Here is a 21324-nt window from a genome sequence, read left to right on the forward strand (position 1 = left end):
CCCCTGACAGCGGGCTGATGACCGACTGACGGCCCTCAAGCGGTCCTGAGGTAGCGGTGCAGCTCCGGGAAGTCGGCGGGGTGCTCCTTCATCCAGGCCCAGTAGCGCGGGATCGTCCGGGCGTACTCGCTGTAGTAGCAGCGGACCGTCTCCACCAGTCCGGCCAGGGTGGCGCGGCCGAAGGAGCCGCTGCGCCAGATCATCACCATCTCGGTGCTCTCCGTGCCGGAGATCGGCACCAGGGACACGTCGCGGGTGGCGCCGGTGGGGGTGGTCAGGGCGGCCGCGTTGGCGTCCCGTACCCAGTTCATCGCCTCGTGGTGGCCGTCCGCGTAGTGCAGCACCTCGGGTTCCGGGTGCGGGAACCTGGCGAACAGCAGCTTCTCGATGGGGTGGAACCAGTGGTCCTGGGCGTAGCGGACCCAGTTGAGGGAGGCGAGGTGGCGGCTCTCCAGGGCCGGCTCGTCGGACAGCGGATGGCCCTGGGGGACGGCGAGCCAGACCGGTTCGCGCGCGATGACGGCGGTGTCGAGGGCGAGTTCGGCCTTGTCGCCCGGCTCGATGAGCGTCGCGCACGGCACCAGCGCCGCGCTGAGCCAGCCGCGGCGCACCGCGTCCACGGCGGCGGTGGGGCTGAGCGTCTCGGTCTGCACCTCCGTGCGGGGCAGCGAGGACTGGAGGGCGCTGTGCAGGGACGGTGGCGTCCACTCCGAGTTGCCGAACCGGAACACCTTGGAGGCGTGGGCCGCCGCCTCGACGACGACCATGTCGGCACGCCGGACGAGTTCGGCGAGCATGGGGATGAGCCGTTCACCGAGCGAGGTGGGAACGACACCGGAGGAGGATCTGACGAAAAGCCGGCCGCCCACCGCATCTTCTATGCGTTTCAACTGCGCGGTGAGGCTGGATTGCGGAACACTTAATTCCGACGCCGCCTTGGATATGCTCCCGACCTGGTCTATGACGGTCACTATCCTGGCATGGCGCAACTCTATGTTCACAATGCCCCCGTGGCACCCGGCTGCCCAACATGTGAAATCCCGGCATGAAACGCCCAAAGATGATTCACACGTTAACAGGGCCCCCCGGTGGCGTCCACCACATTCTCGCCACGGATGGTTTATAAATCTTGCCCCGAATAATGGTGCGTGAACACGTATCGGAGGGAAAAATCCGTTGGGCGGGGATCGTCCTATTGTCCCGCGTGGAGCAGGGCCTGACGCGGCTCCCCCAGGACGTCGTCCTGGGTCAGGATCGCCTGGTACGCGCGGTGCAGTCCGCGCCCCGGCTCGAGGCCGAGATCGTCGGCCAGCCGGCGGCGCGCGCCGTGGAAGACCTCCAGGGCCTCCGCCTGTCGGCCGTCGCGGTAGAGCGCGAGCATCAGCAGTTCGCTGAGCCGTTCGCGGCCGGAGTGCTCAAGGGCCAACTGCCGCAACTCGGCCAGGGGGACGCGCTCCGCGTCGATCCGCAGCCTGGCCGCCGTCAGGTCCTCGTACGCGGTGATCCGGCGCTCCTCCAGATATGCCGCCTGGACACGGCACCGCAGGCCGTCGCACGTGTCGAGGAGCGCGGGCCCGCGCCACAGCAGGAGCGCCGATTCGAGCTGCGCGACGGCCTCGACCGGGTTGTACCGGACGAGTGCGGCGCCCGTGTCGGCCAACTCGACGAACCTGTGCGTGTCCACAGCACTGGCCGGAACGTCGAGCACGTAACCGCTGCCCACGGTGCGGACGAGCGAGTCGCCGTCCAGGCCCGTCACCATCTTCAGGAATTTGCGCAGTCGTCCGACGTTGGCCTGGAGGGCGTTGCGCGCATTGGTCATCGACCGGTCCGCCCACAACTCGTCCGCGATCTGGTCGAAGAGGACCGGCGCCCCGGGCGAGAGCGCCAGCAGCGTCAATACGACGCTCGCCCGCTTCGACACCATGGTGTACTGCTCCCGCCCTTGCTTCAGATAGAGCGATCCCAGCAGGTTGATCTCCACGGCCTGAACCCCCGTAACTGTCGGCGACTGCTGGGAATTCTGTCAGCCATCACTCGACCGGAGGAAATACCATCTCGGTGGCGTTCGCGCACCGAAATGGTATGGGGGCAAGGGGAAAGGGCGCCGAACCGGCGGGGGATCCGGTCCGGCGCCCGTCCTGGGCCGGCGGCTAGCCGAGACGAGCCGCCGGGGCGGTCGTGGTGGCCGACCGGCCACCACTGGTTCCGGATGCGGCGGCGCTCCGCGCGCGCCGCATCTTCTTCGAGGGCCACCAGCTCGCGTCACCCAGCAGGATCAGGGCCGAGGGCAGGATCATGACCCGGATGATGAAGGCGTCCAGCACGACGGCGACCGCGAGGCTGAAGCCGATCTGCTTCATCTCGGCCAGGTGCAGGAACATGAAGCTGGCGAACACCGTGACCATGACGATGGCCGCGCTGGTCACGACCTTGGCCGACCTCTCGATGCCCTCGACGACCGCCTGACGGGTGGGCACCCCGTTCATCGCCGCCTCCTTGATGCGGCTGACGACGAAGACCTGGTAGTCCATCGACAGGCCGAAGAGGATCACGAAGAGGAACAGGGGCACCCGCGAGCCGATGGCGCTCGTGGCGCTCTCGTCGAACCCGAAGACGGTCGAGGCCAGGCCCCACTGGAAGAAGACGACCACCAGGCCGAAGGCCGCGCCGACGGACAGGAGGTTGAGCAGGACGCCCACCAGGCCGATGACCACCGAGCCGAAGACCAGCACGGTCATCAGGAAGGTCAGCAGCAGGAGGAACCCGACGACGACCGGCAGCTTGTCGTCCTGGTGGGCGAGGTAGTCGGCGTCGACCGCGACCGGCCCGTCCACGCCGTACTCGGCGCCCCGCACCTTTCCGAGCGTGGCCGGCAGGTAGTCCTGGCGCAGGTGCTCCAGGGAACCGGTCGCCTCGGGGGAACTGAGCCGGTGCGGCACGGCCAGGGTCATCACGCTGACCCGCCCGTCCGTCGACGTCTGCACGGCCGGCGGGTTCTTGGAGAACATCGGGTCGCCCTTGGCCCGCTGGGCGAGCGCGTCCAGGGCCGTGGCGACCTCGCCCCGCCGGTCGCCTTCGGCGCGGACGACGACCCAGTGCTCGGAACGACGGTCCGGGAAGGCGTCGTTGAGCTTGTCGTAGGTCTGCATCGCGGGGATCGCCCGGGAGTGCGTGTCCTTGTTCAGTACGCGCAGCTCCATGCCGAGCGCGGGGAGCGCCAGCCCCACCATGACCAGCGTGGACAGGACCAGGGTGGCCACCGGGCGCTTGCGTGCCGGGTTCAGCAGGGCGGTGAACATCCGGCCGGTGCGCTCCGGGCGGCGCTGGCGCAGCCGCTTGCCGCGGTCCGCGGCGCGGGAGGCGCGGCGGTCGGCGCGCCGGCCGATCGTGACCAGCAGGCCGGGCAGGGCGGTCACCGAGCTCACCATCGCGACGAAGACGACGAGGATGGTCGCGGTGGCCAGCGAGGAGAAGATGATGTCGGTGGCCAGGAACAGGGTGGCGCTGGAGACGATCACCGCGAGGCCGGAGACGACGATGGCGCGTCCGGCGGTCGCCGCGGCGATGCCGACCAGGGCCTCGGGGCTGAGGCCGCCGGCCGCCTTGTCCCGTTCCTCGCGTTCCCGCTTGAGGTAGAAGAGCGTGTAGTCGACGCCGACCGCCATGCCGATGAGCAGGATGACGTTCATGCCGACGCCGGCGTCGGGGATCAGGTGCGAGACCACCATGGACAGGCCGACCGCGGCGGCGATCGAGGAGACCGCCAGCAGCAGCGGGACGCCGACCATCACCAGCGAGCCGAACACGATCAGCAGGGTGACCAGGGTGATCGGGAAGGTGATCATCTCGGTCTTGGCGAGGTCGTCGCTGCGCTGCTTGTTGAGGCCCTTGCTGACCGAGGCGTCGCCGGTTTCCTCGACGACCAGGTCGGGGTGGGCCTCCTGCACGGCGGCCGTCTGCTCCTGCAGCGGGTCGACGTGCTCCATCGCCTCGCGCTTGGGGCCCTTCATGGTCACCTCGACCATGAGCATCCGGCCGTTCTCGGAGAGGACCGGTTCCTCGACCTCGAGGACCTCGGGCAGCCCCTTCATCCGGCTGCTGAGGTCCCGGGCCGCCTCGCGGGCCTTCGCCTCGTCGAGCTCGCCGGACCCGGCGCTGAACATGACCTGCTCGGTCGGCTTGCGCTCCAGGCCCGCCTCGGCCGCGATGGCTTCGGCCCGGCCGGACTCGCCCACCCGGTAGTCCTCGGCGACCGCGCTGTTGGTGCCGACCCCGATGCCCACGGCGAGGCACAGGACCACGAACGCGAACCATGCGGCGATCGCACGCCCCGGGTGTAAGGCGCTCCAACTGGCCACCCTCACGGTGATCGGCTGCTTCTTCACTGTCCCAGCTCCTTCAGGGTCGTCATCACCGCCCAACGGGTGTAAGTCAAAGATGACAGGTGATGGTGAGGTACGTCAACCGTAAGTCCGGACGGTGGCCGGATCGGTGTCCGTGTGGCGCGGTCCCGACGACCGGGTTCCGGTCGCCCGGCGGACACGACGGCACGGCTCCCGACACCGGTGGGTGCCGGGAGCCGTGCCGACCTGCGGAGGGCGGTCGTCAGCTGGACCGGATCGCGTCCCGGTCCAACGCGTGGGCGCCGTAGATGTCACTGACCCAATTGGTCTGGTACACCGAGTCCAGGTACCGCTCCCCCAGGTCCGGCGAGATCGCCACCGCCGTGGCCCGCCCGTCCGGACGGTGCTCGGCCAGCCAGCCCGAGGCCCCCGCGACGACCGTCCCCGTGGAGCCGCCGAACAGGAAGCCGACCGTCGCCAGCCGGTGGGCGACCCGGATCGCCTCCACTTCCGGTACGTGCACCACGTCGTCCACGAACGACTCGTCGAGCAGTTGCGGCCGCACGCCGGCACCGAGGCCCGGGATCATCCGCAGCCCCGCCGGCCCGCCGAAGGTGACGGAGCCGACCGAGTCGACGGCCACCACCGTCACCGGGCGGCCGGACTCCTTGAAGTAGCGCGCGCAGCCCATCAGCGTGCCCGTCGTGCCGGCGCCGACGAACAGCACGTCGAGGTCGGGGAAGTGCGCCGCGATGGAGGGGGCCGTCGTCCGGTAGTGGGCCAGCCAGTTGTAGGGGTTGGCGTGCTGGTTCAACCACAGGTGGCGGTCGTCGGTCGCGCAGAGCTGGCGTACGTAGTCGAGTCTGGCGCCCAGGAACCCGGTCTCCGGATGGGGTTCGGTGATGATGTGCACCTGGGCGCCCATCGCCTCCATCAGCCGCCGGGTGACCAGGTTGCAGCGGGTGTCCGTGACGCACAGGAAGCGGTAGCCCTTGTCGGCTGCGATCATGCTCAGCGCGACGCCGAGGTTCCCCGACGAGGACTCCACGATGACCGAGTTGCCGGTGAGCGCCCCCCTCCTCTCGGCGTCGGCGATCATCGACGCCGCCGCCTTGAGCTTGATGGAGCCGGCGAAGTTGAAGCCCTCGCACTTCAGGTAGACCGACGTGTCGAGGGTCGACCGGAGGTCCACGTAGAGATCGTCCACGTGGAAGTCCTCCGGCGCGGAGATCACGGTCACTGCGACCACCCCCGTCTCAGGTACGGCCGCCGGCCTCGCCGGCGCGCCCGTAGCGGTCGATCTCGTGGAAGAAGCCCTCGACGACGTGCAGGTCCCCGTCGGCGCGAACCGTGTCGTACACGTGCTTGCCGACCGCGAGGTCGAGGACGCCGAGCCCGAACGGGGAGAAGACCACGGGCCGGTCGGCGGGCATCCGGACCCGTCCGGTCAGCACGTCGTACAGCGTCCCGTCGATGAAGTCCCGGCTGCCGGTGAGCCTTTCGGTCAGGTGCGGGGAGGTGTCGGCCTTCAGGCAGTGCTCGACGTCGTCGACCACGTTCGCCGAGGCGAGCAGCACCTCGGGGGCGAGGTCGCGCAGCGAGACGTTGAGGACGAGCGGGTTGTGCGCGAACCAGTCCGGGTCGGTGACGTGCGGGGCCGGGGCGACGGTCGCGAACACCACCAGGTCGCTGGAGCGCACCAGGTCCTCGGCGCGCTCGTGCACGGTGATCCGGCCGCCGGCGCCGCTGCCCTCCAGGTACGAGCGGAAGCCGGCGGCGTGTTCGGCGGACAGGTCGTGCACGCCCACCTCGTCGAATTCCCAGCCGGTCCGGGTCAGGTACGTGTGGATGTGGCGGGCGATGAGCCCGGTCCCGACGAAGCCCACCCGGGCCGGCCGGGCGCGGCCGCGGGAGAGCCGGTCGGCCGCCAGCGCCGCCGAGGCGGCGGTGCGCGCCGCGCTGATGATGGAGCTCTCCAGGCAGGCGAACGGATAACCCGTGTCGTAGTCGTTGAGCACCAGCACCGCGGAGGCCCGGGGAACGCCCCGGCCCACGTTCTGCGGGAAGCTGGATATCCACTTCAGCCCCTCGACCCGCGTACTGCCGCCGATCGACGCGGGAAGGGCGATGATGCGTGCGGAGGGCCGGTCGGGGAAGCGCAGGAAGTACGAGGGCGGGTTGACCGTGTCGCCCTCGCCGTGCACCCGGTACGCCGTTTCCACCAGGTCGACGGTGCCCTTCTCGCTGCCGGACAGCACACGGTCCACCTGGGCGCCGGGAATCACGGCGAACGGCGGGACATGGACTTGCTGTGTCATGCACGACTCCATTGCATAGGCGGGCGACCCGTTGCCACCCCCGGGCGGAACGTCGCTCGGACGACGCCCGCCACCATTCGCGCGGCAATGCTGCCGCTTCCCGCTGACACAGTGCTGACGTCGCGACAACCACCATGGCGGCCTGCAATTTTCATCCAACGCTTAATGACCTGTCCCGCCCTTCCGCGCCTGCCTAGGGTTCTTCATCAGTGGCGCCACCCCGGGGAATACACGGACGGGCCGGTGCCATCGACGACCGGAAGTCCGGCCCTCTGGAACCGGAACTCGTGGAGCTACCGGCAGGAGTAATCAATGCTCAACAACGTAGTCATCGTGGGCGGCGGAACGGCGGGCTGGATGACGGCCTCCTACCTCAAGGCCGCGTTCGGCGACCGCATGGACATCACGCTCGTGGAATCCGGGAACATCGGCGCCGTCGGCGTCGGCGAGGCCACGTTCAGCGACATCCGCCACTTCTTCGAGTTCTTGGGACTCAAGGAGAAGGACTGGATGCCGGCGTGCAACGCCACGTACAAGCTCGCCGTCCGGTTCGAGAACTGGCGCGAGAAGGGGCACTACTTCTACCACCCCTTCGAGCAGATGCGGTCGGTCAACGGCTTCCCGCTCACCGACTGGTGGCTCAAGCAGGGCCCGACGGACCGGTTCGACAAGGACTGCTTCGTGATGGCGTCCGTCATCGACGCCGGTCTCAGCCCGCGCCACCTGGACGGCACGCTGATCGACCAGCCCTTCGACGAGGGCGCGGACGAGATGCAGGGCCTGACGATGTCCGAGCACCAGGGCAAGACGCAGTTCCCCTACGCCTACCAGTTCGAGGCCGCGCTGCTCGCCAAGTACCTGACGACGTACTCGGTCGAGCGCGGCGTCAAGCACATCGTGGACGACGTCCGCGAGGTCTCCCTGGACGACCGGGGCTGGATCACCGGGGTGCGCACGGGCGAGCACGGCGACCTCACCGGCGACCTGTTCATCGACTGCACCGGATTCCGCGGGCTGCTGCTGAACCAGGCCCTGGAGGAGCCGTTCGTCTCCTACCAGGACACCCTTCCCAATGACAGCGCGGTCGCCCTCCAGGTGCCCATGGACATGGAACGCCGCGGCATTCTGCCGTGCACGACGGCGACCGCCCAGGACGCCGGCTGGATCTGGACGATTCCGCTGACGGGCCGCGTCGGAACCGGGTACGTGTACGCGAAGGACTACCTCTCCCCGGAAGAGGCCGAGCGCACTCTGCGGGAATTCGTCGGCCCGTCCGCCGCCGACGTCGAGGCCAATCACATCCGTATGCGCATCGGCCGCAGCCGGAATTCCTGGGTCAAGAACTGCGTGGCCATCGGCCTGTCCAGCGGATTCGTCGAGCCGCTGGAATCGACCGGCATCTTCTTCATCCACCACGCCATCGAGCAGTTGGTGAAGAACTTCCCGTCCGCGGACTGGAATTCCATGCACCGCGATCTGTACAACAGCGCCGTCTCCCACGTCATGGACGGCGTACGGGAATTCCTGGTGCTGCACTACGTGGCGGCCAAGCGGAACGACACGCAGTACTGGCGTGACACCAAGACCCGGAAGATCCCCGATTCCCTGGCCGAGCGCATCGAGAAGTGGAAGGTGCAGCTCCCCGACTCGGAGACGGTCTACCCGTACTACCACGGACTGCCGCCGTACTCGTACATGTGCGTCCTCCTCGGCATGGGCGGCATCGACCTCAAGCCGTCGCCCGCGTTGGCCCTGACCGACGGCGTCGCCGCACAGCTGGAGTTCGAGCAGATCCGGAAGAAGACGCAGCGGCTGACCGAGGTGCTGCCCAAGGCCTACGACTACTTCACGCAGCTGCGCTGACCGACGTCGGCCGCGCCGAGCCGATCGTGGTGGCCGTGGTGCTCGGTCGCGCCGGCGGGGCGGTCGACGGTTGTGCCGGCGCCCGCCCCGACGGCCTGCCGCGCGGGACCGCGGCACCGGACCGGCATGCCGGTGGACGCCCGGGGCCCGACCGGGCTCATCGTGCTCCGGGCGGGACCGGGCGCGGGCATCCCGTCCGCGCCCCTGGTGCCGGCGCCGGTGGCGTCGGCCCCGGTGACGACCTCCATGACCGGCCCGCCACCGAACCGAACCGGGCTCGACCGCCGTGACGAACGCCGCGTACGGCACCACACGGAGCGCCTCACCGGCACCACCGCTCCGACCGCGACAAGCTTCCCGTAGAGAGAGAAAGCGGTACGTGATGACCGACCCCGCGACACGGACCTCGACCCCCACTGCCCCGCCGGTGTCCGCTCCGGCCACCCCCGACGGGTTCCGCGCCATGATGAGCGGATTCCCCACCGGTGTCTGCGTGGTGACCACCACCGACCACGAGGGTGCGCCGCGCGGGATGACGTGCTCCTCGGTGTGCAGCGTGTCGCTCGATCCGCCGACACTGCTGGTCTGCCTCCGCGACGGCAGCCCCACGCTGGAGGCGGTCGTGAAGAGCGGCACGTTCGCGGTCAACCTCCTGCACGAGGGCGCCCGGGAGGCCGCCGAACTCTTCGCCTCGGGCAACCCGCACCGCTTCGACCTCCTCCCCTGGGAGCAGACCCCGGACATGGCGGGCCCCCACCTGTCCAGGGACGCGCACACCGTCGCGGACTGCGACGTCGTCCTGACCCGGAAGATCGGCAGCCACGTCACCGTGTTCGGCACCGCGCGCCACATCGTCGAGCGGCACGGCCACCCCCCGCTCCTGTACGGGCTGCGGCAGTTCCGTTCCTGGTCCGCCATGTGACGGTCCGTCGCGCACCAGGCCCGGTTCCCCTCCCGGGGGCCGGGCCTTCGCGCTGCCCGGACAGGAGAAGGTCCAGCATGACCTTTGACAGTCCCTCAAGGCACGTGTAAGTCTTAACTTACATACTTCCGGCAGTGAGAGGGCGTGGACCGTGACGAGCGAGGAGCTGCTGACCGTGCTCGCCGCCGTGGGCCACGCACAACGCCTCCGGGTCATCGCGGAGGTCGCCGGGGGGCGGATGTACGTGAGCGAGCTGGCCCGCCGCCTGGGGATTTCCCGACCGCTGCTGTACATGCACCTGGAACGGCTGGAGAAGGCCGGTCTGGTGGTCGGCAGCCTGGAGTTGTCGAAGAGCGGCAAGGCGCTGAAGTACTTCGAACTGGCGCCGTTCGACCTGCGCGTGAACGCCGAGACGATAACCGCGGCCGTGGCGGCGGACGCGGAAGGCACAGACAGTGACGTGAAGGGAAACCCCACATGACCGGCGCCGTCATCACGATCGCCATCATCCTGATCATTGCCGGTGGCAGCACCTTCGGTGTGGTCGCCTACTTCCGGCTCCAGCGGCACCGCGCCGACGCCGTCGCCATGGCCTCCTACCGCAAGCTCGCCGAGGACGCGAGCGCCGGGCACGAGGCCCTCCACCGGCAGTTGGGCGCGCTCGACGACCGCCTCAAGTCGATCGAGACCCTGCTGCGGAGCGTGGGATGACGCCGTCCGAAGCGCCGCCGCCCGGCGCCGTCCCCCGCACTCCGCCCGGTCCCCTGCCCGGCACCGCGCCGGAAGCCCGGCCGGCCGCGCCGTGGACGCCCCCGAGAACCGCCTGCGGTGCCGCGTCGGGCACTCCGTACGAAGCAGCGCCGGGGGCTCCGCACGGCTCCCCGGCCGGCGCCGCGCCGGGAGCCCCGTTCGAAGCCGCGCCCGCCCACCCGCCGGGTGCCGCGCCGGGGGCCCCGGTGGCCGCCGCCAAAGACCCGTTCGGGCCCGCGCCGGGAACGCTCCCCGGGCCCGCCCCGGGCGGGCCGTCCGCCCCGCCGGCGACCGCGGGCCCGTCCGGGGGTTCCGCCCCGGACCCGGCCCGCGGTCCGGGCCCGCACCGGGGCGGGGCCGCGTCCGCGCCGCCCGTGGCGGCCTTCAGGGCCTCGCTGCTGCCCGCGCGCCGGACGCCCCGGCAGGACAACCCGCTGCGCATGTTGGTGTCCGCCGCCCCGTGGCGGGCGACCGCGTACCTCGCCGGGTACGTCGTGGCCGGCAGCGCGTTCTTCGCGGTGGCGACCGCCGCCGTCCTCGTCGGCGTCGTCTTCAGCCAGCTCACCGTGACGGTGGCGCTCACCATCGGCTCGGTGTGGGTGGTCCGGTGCTGCGCCCAGGTCGAGCGCGGCCGGGCCGCGCTGGTCGACGCGCCGATCCCGTACGCCTATCAGGAGGTCACGGAACCGGGGCTCGTCGGACACCTGAAGGCCCGCTGCACCGACCCCGCCTTCTACCGCGACTGCTGCTACCTGATCCTCCTCCACCCGTTCCTGCTGCTCCTCGACGCGCTCGCGCTGGCGGTCTGGCTGACCCCGCTCGCCGGGGTCTCGCTGCCCCTGTGGTTCTGGGCCGTCGACTCCCGGCAGGCGGACGGGAGTTTCGCGGACGGGGTGCGGATCGGCCGTTCGGACGGCACGGGCCCCGGGATCTGGATCGACACGTGGCCGGCCGCGCTGACCGCCTCGGCCGTCTTCCTCGCCCTGGCCGCGTACGCCTCGTACGCCGTGGTGGCGGCCGCCCGGCTCCACCTGACCGTCGCCCACACCCTGCTCCGCCCCCCGCCGGACCCGCTCGCCGAGGCCAAGCGGGTGCTCGCCGCGCCCGGCCCGCTCCGCCCCACCCCAACACGTCCGGTCGCCGGGCCCACCACACACGAAGGACACCGCCCATGAACGGGACACCGAGCCCGCACGGTCACGGAGGACACGGCGGCCACGAGGTCGTCGTGCTCGACTCCGTGCGCAAGGTCTACGGCGGCGCGAAGAACCGGGTGGCCGCCCTCGACGGCGTGACCGTCGGCTTGACGCGCGGCAGCTTCACGGCGGTCATGGGCCCGTCCGGTTCCGGCAAGAGCACCTTCCTGCACTGCGCGGCCGGGCTGGACCGGCCGACGTCGGGGACCGTGCTGCTCGACGGCGTGGACCTCTCCCCGCTGGGCGAGAAGGAACTGACCAAGCTCCGCCGGGAGCGCATCGGCTTCATCTTCCAGGCGTTCAACCTGCTCCCCGCGTTGAACGTCGTCGACAACGTCACCCTCCCGCTGCGCCTCGCCGGCCGCCGGGCCAAGCGGGCCGAGGTCGACGAGGTCATCGACCGCGTCGGCCTGTCGGACCGGCGGGGCAACCGTCCCGGTGAACTCTCCGGCGGCCAGCAGCAGCGCGTCGCCATCGCGCGGGCACTGATCACCAAGCCCGCCGTCATCTTCGCCGACGAGCCGACCGGCGCCCTGGACACGTACACCGCGCGCGAGGTGCTCACGCTGTTGCGCGAGGCCGTCCAGCGGGCCGGGCAGACCATCGTGATGGTCACCCACGACCCGGTGGCCGCCGCGCACGCGGACCGCGTCCTGTTCCTGGCCGACGGACGGATCGTCAGCTCCCTGGACCGGGCGACCGCCGACCAGGTCGCCGAGCGGATGACCCACCTCGGGGCCTGGGGCAACGAGCACGCCGCCGCCCACGGCGCCCCCCACGGCCGGGGAGCACGCCGATGATCAGGCTCGCGCTCAAGACCCTGCGGTTCCACAAGGGCGGCCTCATCGCGACGTTCATCGCGCTGTTCTTCGGCGCCGCGATCGTCGTGGGATGCGGCGGCCTCTTCGAGACGGGCCTGCACAAGGCCGCCCCGCCCGAGCGCCTCGCCGCCGCGCAGGTCGTCGTCACCGGCGACCAGCGCTACCCCGGCACCCGGCGCGACGTCTTCCCCGAACGCATCCGCGTCGACACCGCGCTGATGGAGCGGATCGAGGCGGTGCCGGGCGTGACCGGCACCGCCGCGGACGTCTCGTTCCCGGCCGCCGTGCTGGACGACCGGCAGGGCGGCGCCCCGCTGACCGGCCACGGCTGGTCGTCTGCCGCACTGGCCCCGTACCGCGTCGAGCAGGGCGAGGCGCCGTCGGCGGCGGGCGAGATCGCCCTGGACGCACGGTTCGCCCGGCAGAACGGCGTACGCGTCGGGCAGGAACTGCGCCTGGCGCTGCGCGGCACGCCCGGCACCTACCGCGTCACCGCGCTGGTCTCCGGCCCCGGTTCCCTCGACCCGGCGACGGTGTTCCTGACCGACACCGAGGCGGCCGAGGCCACCGGGCGGCCCGGCCGGGCGGACGCGATCGGCGTGTTCACCGCGCCGGGCACGGCCCTCGGACCGGTCCAGCAGGCGATCGAGGAGGTGGTGGGGGATGGACCGGCACAGGTGCTGTCCGGGGACGAGCGCGGCTGGGCGGAGAACCCCGACGTCATCGCCGAGGGCGGCAAACTCGTCACCCTGGCCTCCGTGTTCGGCGGCCTGTCCGCCGCGGTCACCGTCTTCGTCGTCGCCAGCACGGTCGGCCTGTCGCTGAACCAGCGGCAGCGGGAGTCGGCGCTGCTGCGGGCGATCGGCGCCACCCCCGCCCAACTGCGGCGAATGGTGCTGGGCGAGACGCTGTTCATCGCCGTGTTCGCCACCGCGCTCGCGTGCTTCCCCGGCCCGGTGATCGGCCGGTGGCTGCTGGACGCCTTCGCCCGTGGCGGAGTCGTCCCCGAGACGATCGCCTTCCGCGCGGGCTTCGTCCCCATGGCCGTCGGCGTCGCCACCGCGCTGCTCACGGCGCTCGGCGCGGCGTTCCTCGGCGCACGGGTCGCGACCCGCACCCGGCCGACCGAGGCGCTGGCCGAAGCCTCCCTCCAGCAGCGCTGGTTCAGCAGGTCCCGGCTGGTCTTCGCGCTGCTCTTCCTCGGTGGCGGCACCGCGCTCGCCCTGGTCACCGCGAACATCGCCGGCCCGTCGGCGGGCAGCACGGCGATCCCGGCGACGATGCTGTGGACGGCCGGTTTCGGCCTGCTCGGCCCGGGCCTCGCCAAGGTGATCACCGCGGCGCTGCGAGGGCCGCTGAGCGCCGTCACGGGCCTCGCCGGCTGGCTCGCCTCGCTCAACGCCAAGGCCCGTACGAGCCGTTTCACCGGTGCGGTGATGCCCGTCATGCTCGCCAGCGGTCTGGCCATGGCGCTGATCTACCTCCAGACCACCCAGTCCAGCGGCGCGGAGCGGGCGTTCCGGGAGAACCTGCGGGCCGACCTGGTCGTCACCTCCGTCAGCGGCGGCCTGCCGCTGGACCTGGTCGGGACCGTCGCCCGCCAGCCCGGCGTCGAAGCCGCGTCCGCCCAGGTCTCCACCATCGGCTACATCGACCCGCCCGCCCCCGCGAAGCCGGCGCCCGGCAGCGGGGACGAGGACGACGAGCCCGACGAGCCGGAGCCCACCGAGGTGCCGATGCTGGGCGTCACCCCGGACGGCCTGGACCGGACCACCGCGTTCCGTGCCTCCAGCGGCAGCCTGGCGGAGCTGACCGGCGACACCGTCGCCCTGCCGACGGCGTTCGCCGAGGCGTCCGGGCACGAGCTGGGCGACGAGGTGCCGATGCGGCTGGGCGACGGCACCCGCACCGAACTGACCCTGGTGGCCACGCTCGACGGCCGGCGCGGGTACGAGACCGCACTGCTGCCCGCCGCCGTCCTGGTGCCGCACACCGACTCCGGTCTTCTGCCGCAGATCATGGTGAAGGCCGAGCCGGGAGCGGACCGGGCCGAGCTCGCCGGGACGCTGTCCGCGCTGGCAGCCGACCACCCCGGCCTCCGGGTCGCCGACCGTGCGGCGTTGACGGTCGTCCAGGCGGAGGCGGACGAGACGCAGACGTGGATGTCGTACCTGCTGCTCGGCATGGTCGTGGGGTACGCGACGATCGCCCTGGTGAACACCCAGGTCATCGCCACGACCGAGCGGCGGCGGGAGTTCATGCTCCAGCGGCTGATCGGCTCCACGCGCCGCCAGGTGATGCAGATGATGGCGGTCGAGGCGTTCCTCGTGGCCGTCGCCGGCATCGTCCTCGGCGTGGTGGTCGCGGCGCTCACGCTCGTACCGCTGAGCATCAGCGTGCTGGGCTCTCCGGTCCCGGACGGCTCCCCGTGGATCTTCGTCGCGGTGGCCGGTGCCGCTCTGGGCCTGACCCTCGCCACCACGCTGCTGTCGGCGAGGCTGGTCCTGCGCGGCAAGCCCGGCGAGATGGCGGGCGTGCGCGAGTAGCGGACGCCGGGCGGGAGAAGGCCCCGGTGCGCTGCCGGACACCGCCGCCGGTGGGGGGCCTCGCACGACGTCGGCCTCCACGGCCCGGTGTGGTCGTGGAGGCCGACGTCGTCGTGGGGAGGGGGTGCGGGGCATCCGCGGACCCGTTCCCGCCACGGACCGAACCCGCCGGACCGCCAGGGCGGCTGCCGTGGGCGCCGGTGTCGCGGCTCGTCCGCGGCACGGCCCCTCCGGGCCCGTCCACCCGGGCCCGGCCACCCGGGTCCGGCCGCCTCGGGAACGGGCCCGGGGGCCCTCCCCCTCGCCGTCAACCCCCGTGGGAACGCCCCCGCACGGCCCCGTCCCGTGCCGCCGGCCGCCTGCGGGCCGCGCCGGACCCTGGCGCGAAATCCCAGGTGACCTGCGATTTTCGCCCCGAACTTAAGAGTGTCGCCGGGTCACACCCGGCTTCCTAGACTCGTGTCATTCCCATTGGGCACGCCACCAAGCCAGTTGACGCACGACCAGAAGCCGAACACGTCCCATGGTGCCGCCGCGCTTCCGGCGGTGTCACTCCGTCGGGCAGACCGAAGCGGCCTCGGACGAGGCGCGGCCGGTGCCTGCGACCACGAGAGGAAGGGATGGTCGGGAATGTTCGGTCCTGGCGTCTCATTCAACGACGAGATCTATCCGCCCCTGCTCCGGTGCGAGACACCGGGCCTCGACGCGGTGGAGTGGGCGGCACGGCACCGCCCGGCCATCGACGGTCTGCTCCTCACCCACGGCGCGGTCGTCCTGCGCGGCTTCGGCATCGCGGACGCCGACGCGTTCGAGGCGGTGGCCTCCTCCCTGGTGAACGCCCTGTACGGCGATTACGGGGACCTGCCGCACGAGAAGGACGCCGAACGGGTCTACAAGTCGACGCCGTACCCGGCCCAGCAGTCGATCCTGTTCCACCACGAGAGCTCCCACATGCCGCAGTGGCCCAGCCGCCAGTTCTTCTGCTGCGTACAGCCGTCGGACCGGGGCGGTGCGACGCCGATCGTCGACGGGCGCAGGGTGTGGGAGGCGCTCCCGGACGAGTTGCGCGACCGTTTCCAGGCGCTCGGCATCCGCTATGTGCGCAACTTCATCCCCGGGCTCGACGTCGGCTGGGAGCAGATGTTCGGCACCGGCGACCGCGGCGAGGTGGAGGAGCGCTGCCGCGCCCAGGGCGTGGAGTGCGAGTGGCTGCCCGACGGCGTCCTGCGGACGGTGCAGAACGCGCCGGCCGTCGTCCAGCACCCCGACACGGGTGAGCAGGTCTTCTTCAACCAGCTCTTCCTGCACCACACGGCCTGCCTGGAGCCGTCCGTCCGGGAGGTCATGAGGTCGCTGTTCGGCGACGACGAGACCGCCTACCCCCGCAGCGCGTCCTTCGGCGACGGCTCCCCGATCGACGGCGCCACCATCAGCCTGCTGCGTTCGCTCTACGACTCCCTGGCACGGCGGTTCCCCTGGGAGCGGGGTGACGTGGCGGTCATCGACAACATGCTCGTCTCGCACGGCCGGGACCCCTTCGAGGGCGAACGGAAGATCATCGTGGCCATGGGCGACATGGTCAGCCGTGCCGCACTGAGCTGACCCGCCGCCCCGCCCCGCCGGGCGCGGGCGCCCACACCCGGCCCCGACAGCCGACAGCCGACAACAGGAGCAGCGATGACCTCGTCAGTGGCGCACCCCGGCATGCTCTCCGGTGAGGTGCGCGACATCGAAACGGACTCGATGGTACGACTCGTACGGGCGCACGCGCACGTGCGGCCGGACGCCGTGGCCGTCCGGTCCGGTGACACGTCCTGGACGTACCGGCGGCTGTGGCACCGCGCCCTCGTCGTGGCCGCCGTGTTGCGGGAGGCCGGGGTGGGCCCCGGCGACCGGGTGGCCGTGTGGGCCGACCGGACCGCCGGGGTGATCGCCGCCGCGCTCGGCGTCATGTCCCTCCGCGCCGCCTACGTGCCCCTCGATCCGACCCACCCCGCCGAACGCGTCGGCACGGTGCTCGCCGGCGCCCGGCCGACCGCCCTCGTCCACGACGGCCCGGTGGCCACGGACCGGCTGCCCGCCCTCGACGTACCCGTCATCGACGTGGCGGAGCTCGCGGACGTCCGCACCCCGCCGGAACACGAGCTGCCGCGCGGCGAGGACATCGCGTACGTCGTGTTCACCTCCGGCTCGACCGGCATGCCCAAGGGCGTCATGGTCCCGCACGCGTCGCTCGCCAACTACGCGGCCTGGTGCGGGTCGCTCGTCGGGGCGGGCGGGAGCGGCAGCCCGCTGTTCGCCAGCCTCGGCTACGACCTGGCCATGACGTCCCTGTGGGTGCCGCTCGCCAGGGGTGCGCGGGTGGTGACCGTGCCCGGGCTGTGGGACCAGGCCACGCTGTTCGGCGCCGGGGCGGACCCGTACACCTTCATCAAGCTCACCCCCTCCCACGCCCGGTTCTTCGAGGCCCTCGCCGAGCCGCCCCGCTACGACCGGACGACCCGGCTGCTGATGTTCGGGGGCGAGGCGCTCGATCCGGCGCTCATCACCGCGCTGGGCTCCCGGCTCGACGGCGTGCGGCTCGTCAACCACTACGGCCCGACCGAGACGACGATCGGCTGCTGCGCCCACCGCTTCGACAACACCGCCCTGCCCGGCACGCCGACCGTGCCCATCGGCACACCCGCCTGGAACACCCGCGCCTACGTGGTGGACGAGCAGCTACGGCCCCTGCCACCCGGCCGGCCCGGCGAACTGGTGATCGCCGGGCGCGCCGTCGCCGCCGGATACCTGGGCGGCGCGGGCGCCGGTGACCGATTCGTCGACGAGCGGGAACTGGGCGGTGCGCCGGGCCCGGCGTACCGCACCGGCGACATGGCCGAGCTGCTCCCCGAGCGGCTCCTGCTCCACCTCGGGCGCCGGGACGACCAGTGGAAGGTCAACGGCTACCGCGTCGAGCTGGGCGAGCTGCGCCATCACGTGCTGGCCGTGCCCGGCGTCGCCGACGCGGCCTTCGACGTCGTGCGGGGCCCCGTGGACGGCCTGGAGCTGTTCGTCCGCGCCACGGACCCGGCGCGCACCGACGGCGAGGCGCTCGCCGGGACGCTGCGCAGGGCGCTCTCCGGGGCACTGCCCTCGGGCCTGGTCCCCCACGAGGTGCACGTCGTCCGGGAGATCGTCTTCAACTCCAACGGCAAGTGCGACGTCGCCGCCACGCGGCGGCAGTCGAAGCGCCCGGCCCGATAGCGGGGGCACCGCGCATCAGAGGACGGTCAGTGACGTGTCAGTGGAATCCGACAGCATGGCCATGCGTCGGACACACGGCGCGCACGACATACGACTCGGATACGGGAGTGAGTGGGCGACGTGTCGAACCCCTTTGACGACCAGGACGGAACGTTTCTCGTACTCGTGAACGGCGAGGGCCAGCACTCCTTGTGGCCGGCCTTCGCCCAGCGGCCGGACGGCTGGACGGTCGCCCTCGACGAGGGCCCGCGCGACGCGGCGCTCGCGTACGTCGAGGAGAACTGGACGGACATGCGCCCCCTGAGCCTGCGCGGGTCCAGTGCGCCGCAGGCGTCCTGAAGGACCCCGAACCGTGGACATGGCGATTCAGGCGGAGGGGCTGCGCAAGGGGTACGGGCGGACCCAGGCGCTGCGCGGGGTCGACCTCGCGGTGCCGGCCGGTACGGTGCTGGGTCTGCTCGGGCCGAACGGCGCCGGCAAGACCACCACGGTACGCACGCTGGCGACCCTGCTCGTCCCGGACGGCGGTCGCGCCGAGGTCGCCGGGTACGACGTGGTGCGCCGGCCCCGCGAGGTGCGCCGACGGATCGGCCTGGCAGGCCAGTACGCGGCCGTGGACGAACTCCTCACCGGGCGCGAGAACCTGGTGCTGATCGGCACGCTCCTGCACCTGGGCAGGCGGGCCGCGCGGGAGCGGGCGGCGGAGCTGCTCGACCGGTTCGACCTGACGGGCGCGGGCGACCGCCCGGCCCGTACCTACTCGGGCGGCATGCGGCGGCGCCTGGACCTGGCGGCCTGCCTGGTCGCGCGGCCCTCGGTGCTCTTCCTCGACGAGCCCACCACGGGTCTGGACCCGGTGAGCCGGATGGGCCTGTGGTCGGCGGTGCGGGAGCTCGTCTCCGACGGCGTCACCGTCCTGCTGACCACCCAGTACCTGGAGGAGGCCGACTACCTCGCCGACCGGATCGTGGTCGTGGACGCGGGCCGGGTGATCGCCGACGGCACGCCCAACGAGCTCAAGCGCAAGGTCGGCGAGGAGCGCCTGGAAATCGTTGTCACGCATCCGGACCGGGTGGCGGCGGCGGTGTCGGCGCTGCGCCGGGCGACCGCCACCGAGCCGGTGGTGGACCGCGACAAGGGCATCGTCTCCATCGCCGTCGGCGACGGCATGGACGGCATCGCCACGGCGGCCGCCGCGCTGCGCCGGGAGAAGGTGGAGGTCGCCGATTTCGCACTGCGGCGGCCGACCCTCGACGACGTCTTCGTCTCCCTGACGGGCCGCTCTGCCTGAACGTCTCTCCGCGTCTTCTCTTCTCTTTTTCTCTTCCCCGCCTGTCCGCGGGGACTACGGGGGCCACCATGCAGAGAATCCACTTCGGCGCCGCCGACTTCGCCAGAACCCGGTTGCGGCCCACCGTGGGGCCGCTCGTGGAGACGGCCTTCGCGGCCGGCCTCCTCAGCCGCAGCGTCGGCGCGCCCTACGCGCGGTGGCGCAGCCAGGTCGCCAAACGGCTGCCCGGGTGGTCGTCGCCACCCGCGCACGGCGGTGGCACCCTCGACCCGGAGCTGCTCGTCGCGCACGCCGAGCGGTACGGCGACGACCCGGGCGCGGCGGACCGGCACACCGGGTTGCCGGAGGTCTGGCGCGCGGCGGTGGCCCCGTACTGGGACCAACTGCGCGCCTACCTGGAGGCCGAGTGCGAGGCGCGCGGCAGGATCGTCATGGCGGGGGGAGTGGAGCAGCTCCTGGCCACGCTGCACCCCCGGACGATCTGGCGCGCCCCCGTCCTGGAGATACCGGGCGGGCCCGACGAGGACGTCCACCTCGACGGGCGGGGACTGGTCCTCACCCCGTCGGTGTTCCTCAACCACCGGCCCGGCCGGCTCATGGCGGCCACGGCGGAGAACGGCCAGGCGGTGCTGGCGTTCGCCGCGCCGCCCGACCCCGCTCGTGCCGCCGCGCTGTGGGAGGAGCCCGACGGCCGGGCGCAGTCGCTCGGCGCCCTGGTCGGCCAGACCCGGGCTGCCGCGCTGCGCGTGCTGCGGGCCACCTGCACCACCAGTCAACTCGCCGACCAGCTCGGCATCTCCGCGGCCGGCGCCAGCCAACACACGGCAGTGCTGCGCGAGACCGGCCTGATCACCACGCGCCGCATCCGCAACACGGTGCTGCACACGGTGACCCCGCTGGGCGTGGCCCTGCTGGACGGCCGGGTCGTCCGGACGCTCCCGCCCCAGAACGTCGTCCGCCGGCGGGGCCGGCCGGCCCTGGAGGCCGCCCCCGGGCAGCGACGCGCCTCGTAACCGCGCACACCCCACCGGCAAGGACTCCGGGTGCGGGCGGCGGGCGCGGTCACCCGACGCGACGTCCCCGATGACGGAGTCGATCGACCGGCAAGGGCTCCGGTACGGGCGGCGGGCGCGGTCGCCCGGCCCGGGACCTCGCGCCTCTTCCGCCCTGTCGATCGTTCGGTGACCCCGCCCGGCGATCCGCGCGCTCGCAGCGGGCCGCGGCTCGTGGACCGTGCCGCGGGGCGCCCTGCGCCCGGTGTCGGGGACGACGCCGCCCGGCGGGCACGCGATCCGGCCGTCGTACGGCGACCCCTGGCGTGCCCCGCCGGAACACCCCGCCCCCGCCGACAGCGCGCCGAGGGGTCAACGGACCCGCAACCCCCGCGCCCGGGTCGAGGAACGAGCTAGTCGACGCTGCGGAGCAGCGCTTCGACGGCCTTGACGCGGTCACCGAGCTCGGCGAGCTGGCTGCGCAGGGACTCCTGCTGGGCGACCGCTTCCTCGGCGAGCTTGCGGTACGAGGCCATGGCCACGGCGTCGGCACGGTGGCGCTGCAGTCTGAAGTACGCGACCACGCTCGCTGTGATGCCGCCGACAACGATCAGGACGACGGCGACGGCGATGACGGCCCCGGTCATGTGCGTTTCCCCTTCACGTCTTTCAGGTTCTTCCGGTCTTCCGGGCCCTTCGCGCCCGCCCGCTCCGGGGCGGCACCCACGTCCACCGCCCGGGCGTCGTCGGCCCGTACGGCCGCGAGGATCGTATCGACATTCACGTGCAGGTCGAACGGGGCCAGTTCGAAGTACTTCAGCGCCTTGCCGTCGTCGGACAGCTCCAGGTTGCCCACGACCAGACCGGCCTTCTCCAGCCGTTCCAGGTGCATGTACAGCAGGGGGCGGGACATCCCGAGGCGGCGGGCCAGCTCGCTGACGTACATCCGTCCCTCGGCGAGCTCCGCGATGACCCGCAGGCGCTGTGCGTGGCCGACGGCAGCGAGAACAGCCAGAAGCTCCTCGCTGGTCAT

General features: G+C 72.0%; 19 protein-coding genes. 12 read left to right on the forward strand and 7 right to left on the reverse strand.

Annotated elements, in window-relative coordinates:
• Window positions 1–35: 35 nt before the first annotated feature.
• The 5 genes from AC07D6_RS11375 to sbnB all read right to left on the reverse strand — a co-directional run bounded on the left by AC07D6_RS11375 (window position 36) and on the right by sbnB (window position 6664).
• Complete coding sequence (locus AC07D6_RS11375; RefSeq protein WP_479043459.1) at window positions 36–1001, reverse strand: LysR family transcriptional regulator; 966 nt, start codon at window positions 999–1001, stop codon at window positions 36–38.
• Window positions 1002–1192: 191 nt separating this feature from the next.
• Window positions 1193–1984 carry an AfsR/SARP family transcriptional regulator gene (locus AC07D6_RS11380; protein ID WP_315880023.1) on the reverse strand — a complete coding sequence of 264 codons (792 nt, stop codon included), beginning with the start codon at window positions 1982–1984 and terminating at the stop codon, window positions 1193–1195.
• Between the two features lie 169 nt (window positions 1985–2153).
• The gene (locus tag AC07D6_RS11385) at window positions 2154–4388 is read right to left on the reverse strand and encodes an MMPL family transporter (protein ID WP_479043460.1); all 2235 of its coding nucleotides are present in this window, start codon (window positions 4386–4388) and stop codon (window positions 2154–2156) included.
• 220 nt (window positions 4389–4608) lie between these two features.
• Window positions 4609–5586 carry a 2,3-diaminopropionate biosynthesis protein SbnA gene (gene sbnA / locus AC07D6_RS11390; RefSeq protein ID WP_315880021.1) on the reverse strand — a complete coding sequence of 326 codons (978 nt, stop codon included), beginning with the start codon at window positions 5584–5586 and terminating at the stop codon, window positions 4609–4611.
• 16 nt (window positions 5587–5602) lie between these two features.
• Window positions 5603–6664, reverse strand: coding sequence for a 2,3-diaminopropionate biosynthesis protein SbnB (gene sbnB, locus AC07D6_RS11395; RefSeq protein ID WP_315880020.1), 1062 nt, complete (start codon window positions 6662–6664; stop codon window positions 5603–5605).
• Window positions 6665–6976: 312 nt separating this feature from the next.
• On the opposite strand from sbnB, the gene AC07D6_RS11400 reads away from it, so the two are divergent.
• The 12 genes from AC07D6_RS11400 to AC07D6_RS11455 all read left to right on the forward strand — a co-directional run bounded on the left by AC07D6_RS11400 (window position 6977) and on the right by AC07D6_RS11455 (window position 20312).
• Window positions 6977–8527, forward strand: coding sequence for a tryptophan halogenase family protein (locus AC07D6_RS11400; RefSeq protein ID WP_479043461.1), 1551 nt, complete (start codon window positions 6977–6979; stop codon window positions 8525–8527).
• Window positions 8528–8909: 382 nt separating this feature from the next.
• Window positions 8910–9449: a flavin reductase family protein gene (locus AC07D6_RS11405; protein WP_479043462.1), complete on the forward strand. Its 540-nt coding sequence runs from the start codon at window positions 8910–8912 to the stop codon at window positions 9447–9449.
• Window positions 9450–9600: 151 nt separating this feature from the next.
• A complete protein-coding gene (locus AC07D6_RS11410; protein ID WP_479043463.1) occupies window positions 9601–9930 on the forward strand; it encodes an ArsR/SmtB family transcription factor in 330 nt (109 codons plus the stop codon).
• Window positions 9927–10160: a hypothetical protein gene (locus AC07D6_RS11415; RefSeq protein ID WP_315880016.1), complete on the forward strand. Its 234-nt coding sequence runs from the start codon at window positions 9927–9929 to the stop codon at window positions 10158–10160. The genes AC07D6_RS11410 and AC07D6_RS11415 overlap by 4 nt, the downstream gene beginning before the upstream one ends.
• Before the next feature lie 413 nt (window positions 10161–10573).
• The gene (locus tag AC07D6_RS11420; protein ID WP_479043465.1) at window positions 10574–11374 is read left to right on the forward strand and encodes a sensor domain-containing protein; all 801 of its coding nucleotides are present in this window, start codon (window positions 10574–10576) and stop codon (window positions 11372–11374) included.
• Entirely contained in the window at window positions 11371–12195 is an 825-nt protein-coding gene (locus AC07D6_RS11425) for an ABC transporter ATP-binding protein (protein WP_479043467.1), read from the forward strand. The genes AC07D6_RS11420 and AC07D6_RS11425 overlap by 4 nt, the downstream gene beginning before the upstream one ends.
• Entirely contained in the window at window positions 12192–14762 is a 2571-nt protein-coding gene (locus AC07D6_RS11430) for an ABC transporter permease (RefSeq protein ID WP_479043468.1), read from the forward strand. The genes AC07D6_RS11425 and AC07D6_RS11430 overlap by 4 nt, the downstream gene beginning before the upstream one ends.
• A 630-nt stretch (window positions 14763–15392) precedes the next feature.
• Window positions 15393–16364: a TauD/TfdA family dioxygenase gene (locus tag AC07D6_RS11435; RefSeq protein WP_479043469.1), complete on the forward strand. Its 972-nt coding sequence runs from the start codon at window positions 15393–15395 to the stop codon at window positions 16362–16364.
• Window positions 16365–16439: 75 nt separating this feature from the next.
• Window positions 16440–18008 carry an amino acid adenylation domain-containing protein gene (locus AC07D6_RS11440; RefSeq protein WP_479043470.1) on the forward strand — a complete coding sequence of 523 codons (1569 nt, stop codon included), beginning with the start codon at window positions 16440–16442 and terminating at the stop codon, window positions 18006–18008.
• 120 nt (window positions 18009–18128) lie between these two features.
• Entirely contained in the window at window positions 18129–18347 is a 219-nt protein-coding gene (locus tag AC07D6_RS11445; protein ID WP_479043471.1) for an MbtH family protein, read from the forward strand.
• Between the two features lie 13 nt (window positions 18348–18360).
• Window positions 18361–19299 (forward strand): ATP-binding cassette domain-containing protein, encoded by a 939-nt coding sequence (locus tag AC07D6_RS11450; RefSeq protein WP_479043472.1) that lies wholly within the window; start codon window positions 18361–18363, stop codon window positions 19297–19299.
• 68 nt (window positions 19300–19367) lie between these two features.
• Window positions 19368–20312, forward strand: a complete 945-nt coding sequence (locus tag AC07D6_RS11455; protein WP_479043473.1) for an ArsR/SmtB family transcription factor — start codon at window positions 19368–19370, stop codon at window positions 20310–20312.
• A gap of 392 nt (window positions 20313–20704) precedes the next feature.
• On the opposite strand, the gene AC07D6_RS11460 is transcribed toward AC07D6_RS11455, so the two are convergent.
• Complete coding sequence (locus tag AC07D6_RS11460) at window positions 20705–20938, reverse strand: hypothetical protein (protein WP_315880007.1); 234 nt, start codon at window positions 20936–20938, stop codon at window positions 20705–20707.
• Complete coding sequence (locus AC07D6_RS11465; RefSeq protein WP_479043474.1) at window positions 20935–21324, reverse strand: ArsR/SmtB family transcription factor; 390 nt, start codon at window positions 21322–21324, stop codon at window positions 20935–20937. Before AC07D6_RS11465 ends, AC07D6_RS11460 begins: the two co-directional genes overlap by 4 nt.

This window comes from Streptomyces sp. NPDC045287 (assembly GCF_056432325.1).